This is a genomic window from Streptomyces sp. bgisy159, assembly GCF_057707805.1.
Genome location: NZ_JBYIQX010000045.1, coordinates 18555 through 31725, shown reverse-complemented (window position 1 = coordinate 31725; position 13171 = coordinate 18555). Strand labels below are relative to the sequence as shown.

General features: G+C 72.9%; 10 protein-coding genes. 4 read left to right on the top strand and 6 right to left on the bottom strand.

Going from position 1 to position 13171, the window contains the following annotated elements; all coding sequences use genetic code 11:
* Window positions 1-112: 112 nt before the first annotated feature.
* Window positions 113-1654, top strand: a complete 1542-nt coding sequence (locus AC3ET3_RS30160) for an FAD-dependent oxidoreductase (RefSeq protein WP_435613241.1) — start codon at window positions 113-115, stop codon at window positions 1652-1654.
* A 6-nt stretch (window positions 1655-1660) separates the two neighbouring features.
* On the opposite strand, the gene AC3ET3_RS30155 is transcribed toward AC3ET3_RS30160, so the two are convergent.
* The 6 genes from AC3ET3_RS30155 to rhaI form a co-directional block, all read right to left on the bottom strand.
* Entirely contained in the window at window positions 1661-2290 is a 630-nt protein-coding gene (locus AC3ET3_RS30155) for a LutC/YkgG family protein (protein WP_435613240.1), read from the bottom strand.
* On the bottom strand, window positions 2287-3774 hold the full coding sequence (locus AC3ET3_RS30150) for a LutB/LldF family L-lactate oxidation iron-sulfur protein (RefSeq protein WP_435613239.1): 1488 nt from the start codon (window positions 3772-3774) through the stop codon (window positions 2287-2289). The genes AC3ET3_RS30155 and AC3ET3_RS30150 overlap by 4 nt, the downstream gene beginning before the upstream one ends.
* A complete protein-coding gene (locus AC3ET3_RS30145) occupies window positions 3771-4526 on the bottom strand; it encodes a (Fe-S)-binding protein (RefSeq protein WP_432155264.1) in 756 nt (251 codons plus the stop codon). Before AC3ET3_RS30145 ends, AC3ET3_RS30150 begins: the two co-directional genes overlap by 4 nt.
* A gap of 71 nt (window positions 4527-4597) precedes the next feature.
* Window positions 4598-6034: a rhamnulokinase gene (locus tag AC3ET3_RS30140; RefSeq protein WP_432138205.1), complete on the bottom strand. Its 1437-nt coding sequence runs from the start codon at window positions 6032-6034 to the stop codon at window positions 4598-4600.
* Window positions 6035-6042: 8 nt separating this feature from the next.
* Entirely contained in the window at window positions 6043-8082 is a 2040-nt protein-coding gene (locus tag AC3ET3_RS30135) for a bifunctional aldolase/short-chain dehydrogenase (RefSeq protein ID WP_435613238.1), read from the bottom strand.
* A gap of 101 nt (window positions 8083-8183) precedes the next feature.
* On the bottom strand, window positions 8184-9353 hold the full coding sequence (rhaI, locus tag AC3ET3_RS30130; protein WP_435613237.1) for an L-rhamnose isomerase: 1170 nt from the start codon (window positions 9351-9353) through the stop codon (window positions 8184-8186).
* Window positions 9354-9613: 260 nt separating this feature from the next.
* Between rhaI and AC3ET3_RS30125 the strand changes: the two genes are divergently transcribed.
* The 3 genes from AC3ET3_RS30125 to AC3ET3_RS30115 are packed head-to-tail and all read left to right on the top strand — an operon-like array spanning window position 9614 to window position 13153.
* Window positions 9614-11128: a sugar ABC transporter ATP-binding protein gene (locus tag AC3ET3_RS30125; RefSeq protein ID WP_432155262.1), complete on the top strand. Its 1515-nt coding sequence runs from the start codon at window positions 9614-9616 to the stop codon at window positions 11126-11128.
* Window positions 11125-12165 carry an ABC transporter permease gene (locus tag AC3ET3_RS30120; protein ID WP_435613236.1) on the top strand — a complete coding sequence of 347 codons (1041 nt, stop codon included), beginning with the start codon at window positions 11125-11127 and terminating at the stop codon, window positions 12163-12165. Before AC3ET3_RS30125 ends, AC3ET3_RS30120 begins: the two co-directional genes overlap by 4 nt.
* Window positions 12158-13153 (top strand): ABC transporter permease, encoded by a 996-nt coding sequence (locus AC3ET3_RS30115; RefSeq protein ID WP_435613235.1) that lies wholly within the window; start codon window positions 12158-12160, stop codon window positions 13151-13153. Before AC3ET3_RS30120 ends, AC3ET3_RS30115 begins: the two co-directional genes overlap by 8 nt.
* The last annotated feature ends 18 nt before the right edge of the window (window positions 13154-13171 follow it).

Here is a 13171-nt window from a genome sequence, read left to right as displayed (position 1 = left end):
CAGCCCGTGACACATCAGGCCCGGGCGATCGAGCCCCGCTCCCGGCCCCGCCGCACCGGCGGGGCCGGGCCGCGCCCCGTGTGACCCGCACCGGCCTGGGCACCCGGACCGCATGCGCGCACCGGACCACCTGTACGGCTCCCACTGGCTGCGGACGGCGCCGCCGACCGACCCCGCGCCGCCCCCCGAGGGCCCCCTCGACGTGGACGTCGCCGTCGTCGGCGGGGGCGTCGCCGGCATCAGCACCGCGTGGGAGCTGGCCCGGCGCGGCCGGTCCGTCGCCGTCCTGGAGGCCGGCCGCCTCGCGTCCGGCGTCACCGGGCACACCACCGCCAAACTGAGCGCCCAGCACACCCTGATCTACGACCGGCTGCGCCGCACCCGCGGCCCCGACGCCGCCCGGCTCTACGCCCGCTCCCAGACGGACGCCATCCGCCACGCCGCCGGAACCGCCACCGAGCTGGGCGTGGACTGCGAGTGGGAGGAAACCGCCGCCTGGACCTACGCCGAGGACCCCGGCCGGATCCCCGAGCTGAGGGCGGAGGCGGCGGCCGCCGAAGAGGCCGGCCTGCCGGCCGAGTTCGTCACCGACACCGAGCTGCCGTTCCCCGTCGCGGGCGCGGTCCGCGTCACCGGACAGGCCCAGTTCCACCCCGTGAAGTACCTGCTCGCCCTCGCCGACGACATCCGCCGGCTCGGCGGCGCGATCCACGAGCACACCCGGGTCACCGCCCTCAGCGAGGGCGACCCCTGCGTGCTGACCACCGCGTCGGGCACGGGCGGCACCGAGGTACGCGCCCGGAACGTGGTCGTCGCCACCCACTACCCCGTCTTCGACCGCGCGCTGCTGTTCACCCGGCTCTCCCCGCGCCGCGAACTCGTGGTGGCCGCCCCCGTCGACCCGGCCGCCGCCCCCCGCGGCATGTACATCACCCCCGAGCAGAACACCCGCTCGCTGCGCACCGCGCCCCTCCCGGACGGCGGCCGCCTGCTCATCGTCACCGGTGAGCACTTCACCCCCGGAACCGGAGAGGACGTGGCGGAGCGCTTCGACCGGCTCGCCGCCTGGGCGACGGACCGGTTCGGCCCGCTGTCCTTCACTCACCGCTGGGCCACCCAGGACAACGACCCCACCGACTCCGTGCCGCTCGTCGGCCCCCTGCACCCCGGCGCCCGGGGCGTCTACGTCGCCACCGGCTTCGGCGGCTGGGGCCTGGCCACCGGCATCATGGCGGGCCGGCTGCTGTGCGACCTGATCACCGGCCGCGCCTGCCCGTGGGGCGAGCTGTACGACCCGCGCCGGATCGCCTCCGTCGTCCGCGAGGGCACCGCCTTCCTCAAGCAACAGGCGGACGCGGCCCGCCACTTCGTCGGGGACCGGCTCCCCTCGTCCGGCGGACCGTCGTCGGTGGACCGGATCACTCCCGGCGACGGGGCCGTCGTCCGCGTCGGCGGGGAGCGCCGTGCCGTGCACCGTGACGACGACGGCGCCCTCCACGCCGTGTCCGCGCGCTGCACCCACCTGGGCTGCCTGGTCTCCTTCAACCGGACCGAACGGGCCTGGGAGTGCCCCTGCCACGGCTCCCGGTTCGCCCCCGACGGGCACGTCCTGCAGGGACCCGCCGTCCAGCCCCTGGAGCCGCGCGACCTCTGAGCGCGGTCAGTCGACGAGCACCACCTCTAGGGTGCGCGGGCCGTGCACCCCCTCCACCCGGTCCAGCTCGATGTCGCTGGTGGCCGACGGACCGGAGATCCACGTCAACGGGCGGGCCGGATCCAGGCGTTCGAGAGCCTGCGGCACGCAGGACACCACCTGGCCGGGCACCCGCACCACACAGATGTGGTGGTCGGGGACGAGGGTGATCCGGCGGCGCCCCTGGTCCGGCGAACCGTCCAGCACGATGGTTCCCGTCTCCGCCACGGCCACCGCACAGCCGGTCACCACGCTGTCCACCCGATCCAGCTCGTGCGGGGTGCTCCCGGCGCGGTCGGCGACCCGCACGATGTCCGACCCGGCCAGCCACGACTGATCCAGGCCGGGCGGCACGAGCACCGACCCGGCCGCTCGCTCGGTCAGCAATCGGCCGATCAGCGTAGGCAGTTCGGCCTGAGCGCACCGGTGGACGACCGCCCGGTAGTCCGCGAGGTTCTCCGCCAGCAGCGCGACCGTCTCGGCGGCGCTCCGCCGGCCGTGCTCGCGCAGATACGCCCGTTCGACCGGCCCGTCCTCGCCCCGCGCATCGGCCAGCGCGCGCCGCACCCGGCCCAGCACCCGTTCCCTGCCGCTCACTCGCCGGCCCCCTTGTCGCGGTTCCCGCCGTGCGTACGCTGCCACCAGTCCCGGAACGGCTCGGCCGGCACCGCCGGAAGGTCCCGGGTCGCGCTCCACGCCCGGCCGGGACCCGGCAGCGAGCGCGGATGGAAGCGCCGGGTGCGCGAGGCGAGCCGCTGCCCGGAACGCAGGGCACCGGGACGGGCGAACGCCCAGCGCGCCGCCCGCATCGCGGCCCGCTCGGCGGCATGCCCCTTGGCTGGCCTGACGACGACCTTGTTGCCGTCCCGGGTGACCGGACCGCCCTGCACGACCCGCTCGCGCAGATGCACCAGGACCTCGGGGATGTCGATCGCCACCGGGCACACCTCGTAGCAGGCCCCGCACAGACTCGACGCGTACGGCAGGGAGGCGTCGATCTCGCTGCCCGTGCCCCGCAGTTGAGGGCTGAGGATGGCTCCGATCGGCCCCGGGTACACCGAGCCGTAGGCGTGGCCGCCGGCCCGCTCGTACACCGGGCAGACGTTCAGACACGCCGAGCAGCGGATGCAGCGCAGGGCCTGGCGGCCGACCTCGTCGGCGAGGGTGTCGGTGCGGCCGTTGTCGAGCAGCACCAGATGGAAGGCGCTCGGCCCGTCGCCGTCCGTCGTCCCGGTCCAGGTCGAGGTGTACGGGTTCATGCGCTCGGCGGTGGAGGAGCGGGGCAGGGTCTGCAGGAACACCTCCAGGTCCCGGAAGGTCGGGACGACCTTCTCGATGCCGACGACCGAGATCAGCGTCTCGGGCAGGGTGAGGCACATCCGCCCGTTGCCCTCGGACTCCACGACCACCATGGTGCCGGTCTCGGCGACCATGAAGTTGGCGCCCGAGATGCCGACCTTGGCGCGCAGGAACTTCTCCCTCAGGTGCAGCCTGGCCGCCTCGGCGAGTTCGGCCGGGCTGTCGGTGAGCCCGTCCGGGGCGGGCCGGCCCCACTCGCCCATCTCGTCGCGGAAGATGTCCCGGATCTCGCCCCGGTTGCGGTGGATGGCGGGGACCAGGATGTGGGAGGGCCTGTCCCTGCCCAGCTGCACGATCAGTTCGGCGAGATCCGTCTCGTAGGCCCGGATGCCCGCCGCCTCCAGCGCCTCGTTCAGCCCGATCTCCTGCGTGGCCATCGACTTGACCTTCACGACTTCGGACTCGCCGGTCATCCTGACCAGCCGGGTCACGATCTCGTTGGCCTCGTCGGCGTCCGCCGCCCAGTGGACGACACCGCCCGCCGCCGTGACCGACTCCTCCAACCGCACGAGATACCGGTCGAGGTGGCGGAGCGTGTGGTCCTTGATCCGCTTGCCCGCCTCCCGCAGCTCCGCCCAGTCGGACACCTCGGCGACTGCCTTGGCGCGCTTGGCGCGGATGGTGTGCGTGGCGTGCCGCAGATTGCCCCGCAGGGTCGCGTCGCCGACGGCCCGCCGGGCCGCGACCGGGAACGCCGGCATCCCGAGGTACGTCCCGCTCATACGGCCGCCTCCTCCCCCGTGCTCGCCAGGATCTCCGCAAGGTGCACCGGCCGCATCGAGGACCCGAGCCGGGCCAGGGTGCCGCCGATGTGCATCAGACAGGAGTTGTCGGCCGCGCACAGCACCTCCGCGCCCGTCGACTCGGCGCTGCGGACCTTGTCCGTGCCCATCGCCGCCGAGACGTCCGGGTTCTTCACCGCGAACGTGCCGCCGAACCCGCAGCACTCCTCCGCACCCGGCAGCTCCACCAGCTCCAGCCCCCGCACCGCCGCCAGCAGCCGCCGGGGCCGGTCGCCGAGCCCCAGGCCGCGCAGCCCGTGGCAGGTGGGGTGGTAGGTCACCGTGTGCGGGTAGTGGGCGCCGACGTCGGTCACGCCCAACACGTCCACCAGGAACTCCGTCAGCTCGTACGTCTTCGGCACCACCGGCGCCAGCGTGCGCGCCAGCGTGTCGCCCCGGCCCTCGGCACGGGCCCGCTCACCCATCCGGGGATACAGCTCCCGCACCATCGCCCCGCACGACCCGGACGGCGTCACGATCGCCTCGTACTCCCCGAAGACGTCGGAGAAATGCCGGGCCAGCGGCTCGGCCTCATGACGGTAGCCGGTGTTGTAGTGCGCCTGCCCGCAGCACGTCTGCGCCATCGGGAAGTCGACCTCGACACCCAGCCTGGTCAGGAGTTTCACCACGGCACGGCCGGTGTCCGGATAGAGCGTGTCGTTGACACAGGTCAGGAACAGTGCGACACGCATCGCGGCTCCTCGGGGTCGTTCAGCGGATGGGAAAGCGTAGTGGGGTCACGGGGGCCGGGACAGGCAGCGGGTCACCTGGCGGCGAGCCGGGCCTGGGCCTCCCGCCAGCGGGCCGGGTCGCCCTGCGGCTCGTAGCGGGTCAGCGGCTGGGTGCGGGCGAGCAGCCGGCGGGTGCCGGCGAGGTCGCCGACGATGCCGTGGGCCCGCGCCTGCACCAGCACGTTGCCGAGCGCCGCCGCCTCCGCCGGGCCCGCCACCACCGGCAGCCCGCATGCGTCGGCGGTCAGCCGGCACAGCAGCGCGTTGCGGGCGCCGCCGCCGACGATGTGCACCACGTCGACCGGGTGGTCGGCGAGCCGCTGGGCGTCCTCCACGGCCCGGCGGTGGGCCAGGGCCAGCGAGTCCAGGATGCAGCGGGTGATCTCGCCCCGGCCCTCCGGCACGGGCTGCCCCGACGCCCGGCACGCCTCGGCGATCCGCTCCGGCATGCGGCCCGGCGCGAGGAACGCGGCGTCGCCCGCGTCCACCACCGACCGTAGCGCCGGAACCGCCGCCGCCTCCCGCAGCAGCCCGCCCAGGTCCGGGTCGCCCCAGGCCCGTACGCACTCCTGGAGCAGCCACAGGCCCATGATGTTGCGCAGGTAGCGGACCGTGCCGTCCAGCCCCAGCTCGTTGGTGAAGTTGGCGGCCCGGCTCTCCTCGGTGAGCACCGGCGCGGCCAGTTCGAGACCGGCCAGCGACCAGGTGCCGGTGCAGATGTACGCGAACCGCTCGCCGGCCGCCGGGACGGCGGCGACCGCCGACGCGGTGTCGTGCGAGGCGACCGCCGTCACCGGCACCGGACCGGTCAGCCCGGTCTCCTCCAGCACCCCGGGCCGCAGCAGCCCCGCCGGGTCGCCGGGCAGCCGCAGCGGCGGGAACAGGTCCAGGTCGACGCCGGCCCGCGCGGCGAGGCCGTACGCCCAGTCCCGGGTGCGCGGGTCGACCAGCTGCGTGGTGGAGGCGTTGGTCAGCTCCGTGCCGTACTCCCCGGTGAGCCAGTACGACAGCAGGTCGGGGATCAGCAGGACCCGCCGGGCCTGCCCGAGCTGCCCGCTCTCCCGGGCCGCCACCAGCTGGTACAGCGTGTTGAACGGCGCGTACTGCAGCCCGGTCGCCGCGTACAGCTCCTCCGGCGGCACGCTCGCCCACACCTTCTCCGGGACACCGTCGGTCCGGGAGTCCCGGTAGTGCACCGGGTTGCCCAGCAGCGTCCCGTCGGCGTCGAGCAGGCCGTGGTCCACGGCCCAGCTGTCGATGCCCACGGAGTCCACCCGGCCGGCGGCGCGCAGCCCGTCCAGCACCCCCGCGTACAGGCCGAGGACGTCCCACCGCAGCCCCTCCGGCAGCCGCACCGGCCGGTTGGCGAACCGGTGCGCCTCCACCAGCTCCAGCGAGTCGCGGCTCACCCGCCCGACCATCACGCGCCCGCTGGAGGCGCCGAGGTCGACGGCGGCGCAGGCCCGCACCCGGCCGCTCACCGCAGGAAGGCGGCGGCGACGCCGGCGTCGACCGGGATGTGCAGCCCGGTGGTGTGGGTCAGGTCCCCGCCGGTGAGCGCGAACACCGCGTTCGCCACGTGCTCGGGCAGCACCTCGCGCTTGAGGATGGTCCGCTGGGCGTAGAACTCGCCGAGCTTCTCCTCCTCTATCCCGTACGTCGCCGCCCGCTGGGCGCCCCAGCCGCCGGCGAAGATCCCCGACCCGCGCACCACGCCGTCGGGGTTGACGCCGTTGACGCGGATGCCGTGCTCACCCAGCTCGGCGGCCAGCAGCCGCACCTGGTGGGCCTGGTCGGCCTTGGTGGCGGAGTACGCGATGTTGTTCGGGCCGGCGAAGACGGCGTTCTTCGAGGCGATGTAGACGAGGTCGCCGCCGAGGCCCTGGGCGGTCATCACCCGGGCCGCCTCGCGCGACACCAGGAAGGAGCCGCGCGCCATGATGTCGTGCTGGAGGTCCCAGTCCCGGACCGACGTCTCCAGCAGCGGCCTGGAGATGGAGATGCCGGCGTTGTTGACCACCAGGTCGACCCCGCCGAAGGCCAGTACGGCCGCCTTGAAGGCGTCGGCGATCTGCTCCTCCGAGGTGACGTCGACGGTCACCGCGACCGCCCTGTCCGGGCCGCCCAGCTCCTCGGCGACCGCGGCGGCGCCGTCGCCGTTCAGGTCGGCGACGACGACGCACGCGCCCTCGGCGGCCAGCCGGTGCGCGATGGCCCTGCCGATACCGCTGCCCGCGCCGGTGACCAGCGCCACCCGGGTCGCCAGCGGCTTGGGCCGCGGCAGCCGCCGCAGCTTGGCCTCCTCCAGCGACCAGTACTCGATCCGGAACTTCTCGGCCTCCTCGATCGGCGCGTACGCCGAGACGGCCTCGGCGCCGCGCATCACGTTGACGGCGTTGACGTAGAACTCGCCGGCCACCCGCGCGGTCTGCTTGTCCTTGCCGAAGGAGAACATGCCGACCCCCGGGACCAGCACGATCGCCGGGTCGGCGCCGCGCATGGCGGGGGAGTCCGGCCCGGCGTGCCGCGCGTAGTACGCGGCGTACTCCTCGCGGTACTCGGCGTGCAGCTCCCTCAGCCGCGCCACGGCCTCCTCCAGCGGCGCGGACGGCGGCAGGTCCAGCACCAGCGGCCGCACCTTGGTGCGCAGGAAGTGGTCCGGGCAGGAGGTGCCGAGCGCGGCGAGCCGGGGGTGCTCGGCGCGGGCGACGAAGTCGAGGACGACGTCGGAGTCGGTGAAGTGCCCGACCTGCGGCCGGTCCTGCGAGGCGATCGCCCGGACGTACGGGGCGAGGGCCGCGGCCCGCTCCCGCCGTTCGTCCGCGGGCAGCGCCCCGTACCCCTCGACCACGGGTCCGAAGGGTTCGGGCCTCCCCTTCTCCGCCAGGAAGGCCTCCGCGGTCCGGATGATGTGCAGCGAGTTGCGCTCGCACTCCTCGGCCGTGTCGCCCCAGGCGGTGATGCCGTGACCGCCGAGGACGCACCCGATCGCCCGCGGGTTCGCAACCTTCACGGCGGCGATGTCCAGCCCCAGCTGGAATCCGGGCCGCCGCCAGGGCACCCACACCACGGTGTCGCCGAAGCACTCGGCGGTCAGCTTCTCCCCGTCGGCCGCACAGGCGAGCGCGATCCCGGAGTCCGGGTGCAGATGGTCGACGTGCGCGGCGTCCACGAGCCCGTGCATCGCGGTGTCGATGGACGGCGCGGCTCCGCCCTTGCCGTGCAGGCAGTAGTCGAACGCGGCGACCATCTCGTCCTCGCGCTCCACCCCCGGGTACACCTCCCGCAGGGCCCGCAGCCGGTCCAGCCGCAGCACGGCCAGCCCCGCCTCGGTCAGCGTCCCGAGGTCCCCGCCGGACCCCTTGACCCACATCAGTTCCACTTCCCCGCCGGTCACCGGGTCCGTGTCGACACCTTTCGCCGAGGCGTTGCCGCCGGCGTAGTTGGTGTTGCGCGGATCGGCACCGAGCCGGTGTGACCGGGCGAGCAGGGCAGCGGCTTCAGGATGAACAGCCATTCCAGTTCCTTATCGACAGACGGTGAGCTCGGCAGGGGTGCGGGGAAACGCGCGATCGACCACGAACGACCCGCCCCCGCGGCGGACGGAACCCGGCAGACCTACGCCCCCCACCCGGCCTGCTCCCCACCGACCCGCTCGGCCACGATCCGCTCGGCCCACCCCGACCGCGCGTACGCCGCCATCGGCTCGGGGTCCAGTCCCATCTCCTCCCGCACCTCACGGAGCAACGGCCGCACGTCGGTGTTGTACGCGTCCATCAGCACCCCGTTCGCCGCGAGCACGTCCCCGGAAGCCTGCGCGGCACCGAGCGCCGCCCGGTCCACCAGCAGCGCCTTGGCGGTGGCCTCCTGGACGTTCATCACGGACCGGATGATCGCGGGGATCTTCGCCTCGATGTTGTGGCACTGGTCGAGCATGAAGGCGACGTCCGGGCCGAGCCCGCCGCCGCGCACCACCTCGTACATGATCCGGAACAGCTGGAACGGGTCCGCCGCCCCCACCATGAGGTCGTCGTCCGCGTAGAACCGCGAGTTGAAGTCGAACCCGCCGAGCTTCCCCTCCCGCAGCAGCGTGGCGACGATGAACTCGATGTTGGTGCCGGGCGCGTGGTGCCCGGTGTCCACCACGACCTGCGCCTTCTCGCCCAGCTTCAGGCAGTGCGCGTACGCCGTGCCCCAGTCCGGGACGTCGGTGGTGTAGAACGCCGGCTCGAAGAACTTGTACTCCAGCAGCATCCGCTGCCCGTCCCCGAGCCGCTCGTACACCTGGGCCAGGCCCTCGGTCAGCCGGTCCTGCCGGGCGCGGACATCGTCCTGGCCGGGGTAGTTCGTGCCGTCCGCGAACCACAGCTTCAGGTCGCGCGAGCCCGTCGCGTCCATGATGTCGACGCACTCCAGCAGATGGCCGACGGCCTTGCGCCGCACCCCCGCGTCCGGGTGGCAGATGCTGCCCAGCCGGTACGCGTCGTCCTGGAAGGTGTTGGAGTTGATCGCTCCCAGCTTCACCCCCCGCTCCTCGGCGAACTTCGCGAGCCGCGCGTATCCGTCGGCGCCGTCCACCCTGTCCCAGGGGATGTGCAGCGCCACGGTCGGCGCCACCCCGGTGAACTCGTGCACCTTGGCGGCGTCCGCCAGCTTCTCCTGCGGAGTCCGCGGCACACCGGGCTGCGCGAACACCTTGAACCGGGTCCCCGAGTTCCCGTACGCCCACGACGGTGTTTCGACGGCCTGGGTCTTGAGCGCGGCCTTCACCGCGGCGAGGTCGGTCACTTCCGGCTCCTGTGGCATCGGTCGGTCACGCTTTCTATGAAACGATTCAGAAGGGGAAGCTATGAGGCTGCTGGGGGAGTGTCAACCCCCCTGTCCAGGGAAGCTCTCCGTAACCGAGGCGTGACCTTGGCCTATCGAAAACTTTTCGAGGCGGACCCATTGACGTGACATGGCTGGCGTGCCTAACGTCCCGGCCATCCCGTTGAAACCTTTCACGGCGTTCGGTCGGCCCCGCCGCCGGCGCCGTCGAGGAGTCCTCCATGACCCACCCGTCCGACGCGGGACCGGCCCCGGTGCTGGCGCTCAAGGACGTCGCCAAGTCGTTCGGGGCCGTACGCGCCCTCAAAGGCGTCTGTCTGGAGCTGTTCGCCGGCGAGGTGCACGCTCTCGCCGGAGAGAACGGCGCGGGCAAGTCGACCCTGATCAAAACGCTCGCCGGGGTGCACCGGCCGGACGCCGGCCAGGTGCTCCTCGACGGCGAACCCGTCGTCTTCCACGGCCCCGGCGACGCACGCGACGCCGGCATCGCCGTGATCTACCAGGAGCCCACGCTCTTCCCCGACCTGTCGATCGCCGAGAACATCTACATGGGCCGGCAGCCCAGGCGATCGCTCGGCCGCATCGACCACAAGGCCACCCACGCCGCCACCGCCGCCCTGATGGCCCGCCTCGGCGTCGCCCTCGACCCCGACCGGCCCGCGCGCGGCCTGTCCATCGCCGACCAGCAGATCGTGGAGATCGCCAAGGCGCTCTCCTTCGACGCCCGCGTGCTGATCATGGACGAGCCGACCGCCGCCCTCACCGGCAGCGAGGTGGCCCGCCTCTTCGGCGTCGTGCGCACCCTGCGCGACCAGGGCGCCGCGGTGCTGTTCATCTCCCACCGGCTTGAGGAGATCTTCGAGATCGGCCGGCGGGTGACGACCCTGCGCGACGGGGCACGGATCGCCAGTGAACCCCTCGCCGGCATGACCGAGGACGACCTGGTCCGCCGGATGGTCGGCCGTGACCTCGACGAGCTCTACCCCAAGCAGGACGTCACCCCCGGCCCGGTGGCGCTCAGCGTGCGCCGGCTGACCAGGGAGGGCGTCTTCACCGACGTCTCCTTCGACGTCCGCCACGGCGAGATCGTCGGCCTCGCCGGCCTGGTCGGCGCCGGACGCACCGAGGTCGCCCGAGCCGTGTTCGGCATCGACCGCTGGGACGCCGGGGAAGTGGAGGTCGAGGGCCGCGGGCTGACCAACGGGGCACCCTCCACCGCCATGGCCGCGGGCATCGCCCTCGTTCCCGAGGACCGGCGCGCCCAGGGCCTGGTGATGGACATGTCCATCGAACGCAACATCGGTCTCACCGGACTCCGTACCACCGTCCGGGCCGGGCTGATGGACCGCGGCGCCGAACGCAGCCGCTCCCTCGACTGGACCGTCAGACTCCAGGTCAAGTACGCCCGGATCGCCGACACCGTCGCCACCCTGTCCGGCGGCAACCAGCAGAAGGTCGTCCTCGCCAAGTGGCTGGCCACCGGCCCCAAGGTGCTCATCGTCGACGAGCCCACCCGCGGCATCGACGTCGGCACCAAGGCCGAGGTGCACCGCCTGCTCGGTCAACTGGCCGCCGACGGCGTCGCCGTCCTGATGATCTCCTCCGACCTGCCCGAGATCCTCGGCATGGCCGACCGCGTGCTGGTGATGCACGAGGGCCGGCTCACCGCCGAGATCTCCCGCTCCGAAGCCACCGAGGAAACCGTGATGGCCGCAGCCACCGGGAGGGCCGCATGACGGCCACCACCCCCCAGGAGGCCCCCGTGACCGAACCGGCCGAGTCCGGCGGCACCCGGCTCGTCGACTGCGTCCTCAGGATGCGCGAACTCGCCATCCTGGCCGTGTTCCTCGTGATGATCGCCGTCACCCAGGCCGGCAACAGCGACTTCCTGTCCGCCCAGGGCATCAAGGACCTGCTGCTCAACGCGACCATCCTGGTCCTCGTCGCCACCGGTCAGTCCCTGGTCGTCATCACCCGCAACGTCGACCTGTCGGTCGGCTCCACGCTGGGCATCAGCGCCTTCGCCGCCGGCCTCTGCCTCGACAACGGCGGAGACCCGGTCGTGGCGGTCCTCCTCGCCGTCCTGCTGGGCGTCGGCTTCGGCCTCCTCAACGGCGCACTGGTCAGCTTCGGGCAGGTGCCCGCCCTCGTCGTCACCCTCGGCACGCTCTACATCATCCGCGGTATCGACTCCATCTGGGTCGGCTCCCGGCAGATCACCGCGGCCGACCTGCCCGGCGGCTTCGTCGACTTCGGTTCCGGCGGTATCGGAGCGGTGCCCTACCTCGCCCTGCTCGCCCTCGCCGTCCTGGTCGCCACCGCCTCCTACCTCAAGCAGTACCGCAGCGGCCGCGAACTCTACGCCCTCGGCTCCAACCCGGAGGCCGCCCGGCTCGCCGGCATCCCCGTACGCAAGCGGATCCTCGCCGCGTACACCTTCTGCGGCGGCCTCGCCGGCCTCGCCGGCGCGCTCTACCTGGCCCGGTTCGGCAACGTCGACTCCAGCACCGGCAACGGCTACGAACTCACCGTCGTCAGCGCGGTCGTCGTCGGCGGCGTCGTCTTCACCGGCGGTTCCGGCAGCGTCCACGGGGCGGCTCTCGGCGCCCTGCTGCTGACCTCCGTCAACAGCGTGCTGCCCGCCCTCGGCGTCAGCTCCGTGTGGGTCCTCGCCATCAACGGCATCCTGCTCGTCCTCGCCATCGCGGTCGACCGGATCGTCGCCCTGCGCGTGGCCACCGCCCTGAAGAAGAGGAACGCCCGCCATGCCTGAGCCCCTGACGCGCGCCGTCCGCTGGGACACGGTCGTCGGCGCCCTCCTGATCGTCGTCCTCCTCCTCTCCTTCGGCTTCGTCGACGGCTTCGGCAACGGCCTCAACCTGTCGTTCCTGATCGGCAACACCCTGCCGATCGCGCTGATCGCCCTGCCGATGACCCTGCTCGTGGTCTCCGGTGAGATCGACCTCTCCGTCGCCTCCACCGCCGGGCTGTCCGGCGCCGTGATGGGCGCCCTGTGGAACCAGGGCATGACCATCGAGACGATCATCCCGCTGTGCCTGCTGCTCGGCGTGGTGTGCGGCCTGGTCAACGGGCTGCTGGTGACCCGGCTCGGACTGCCCTCCCTCGCCGTCACCATCGGCACCCTCGCCGCCTACCGGGGCATCGCGCAGATCGTGCTCGGCTCGGACGCCGTCACCGACTTCCCCACCCGGTACCTCACCTTCGCGTCCGGACGCGTCGGCGACAGCTTCCTGCCCCAGGCCTTCCTGCCCTTCCTCGTCCTGCTCGCCCTGGCCGTCGTCGCCCTGCACGCCACCCCGTTCGGCCGGTCGCTGTTCGCCATCGGCGCCAACGAGGAGGCGGCCCGGTTCGCCGGCATCCGGGTCAAGCGACACAAGCTGATCCTGTTCACCGCGACCGGTCTGATGGCCTCCCTGACCGGCGTCTTCTGGGCGCTGCACTACGCCAGCGCCCGCTACGACAACGCGACCGGCCTGGAACTCTCCGTCGTCGCCGCTGTGCTGCTCGGCGGCATCGACTTCGACGGCGGCAAAGGCACGCTGGGCGGCGCCGTCGCCGGTGTGTTCCTCCTCGGAGCGCTCCAGAACGTGATGAGCCTCCAGGACGTCTCCGCCCAGTCGCAGATCGTCGTCACCGGCGTCCTGCTCGTCCTGTCCGTGCTCGGCCCCCGGGTCGCGCGCCGGATCCACGTCGCCCGGGCCGGCCGCAAGGCCGCGTCCGCCTCCACGTCCACGTCGTGACCCTCCCCTCGCTCAGCT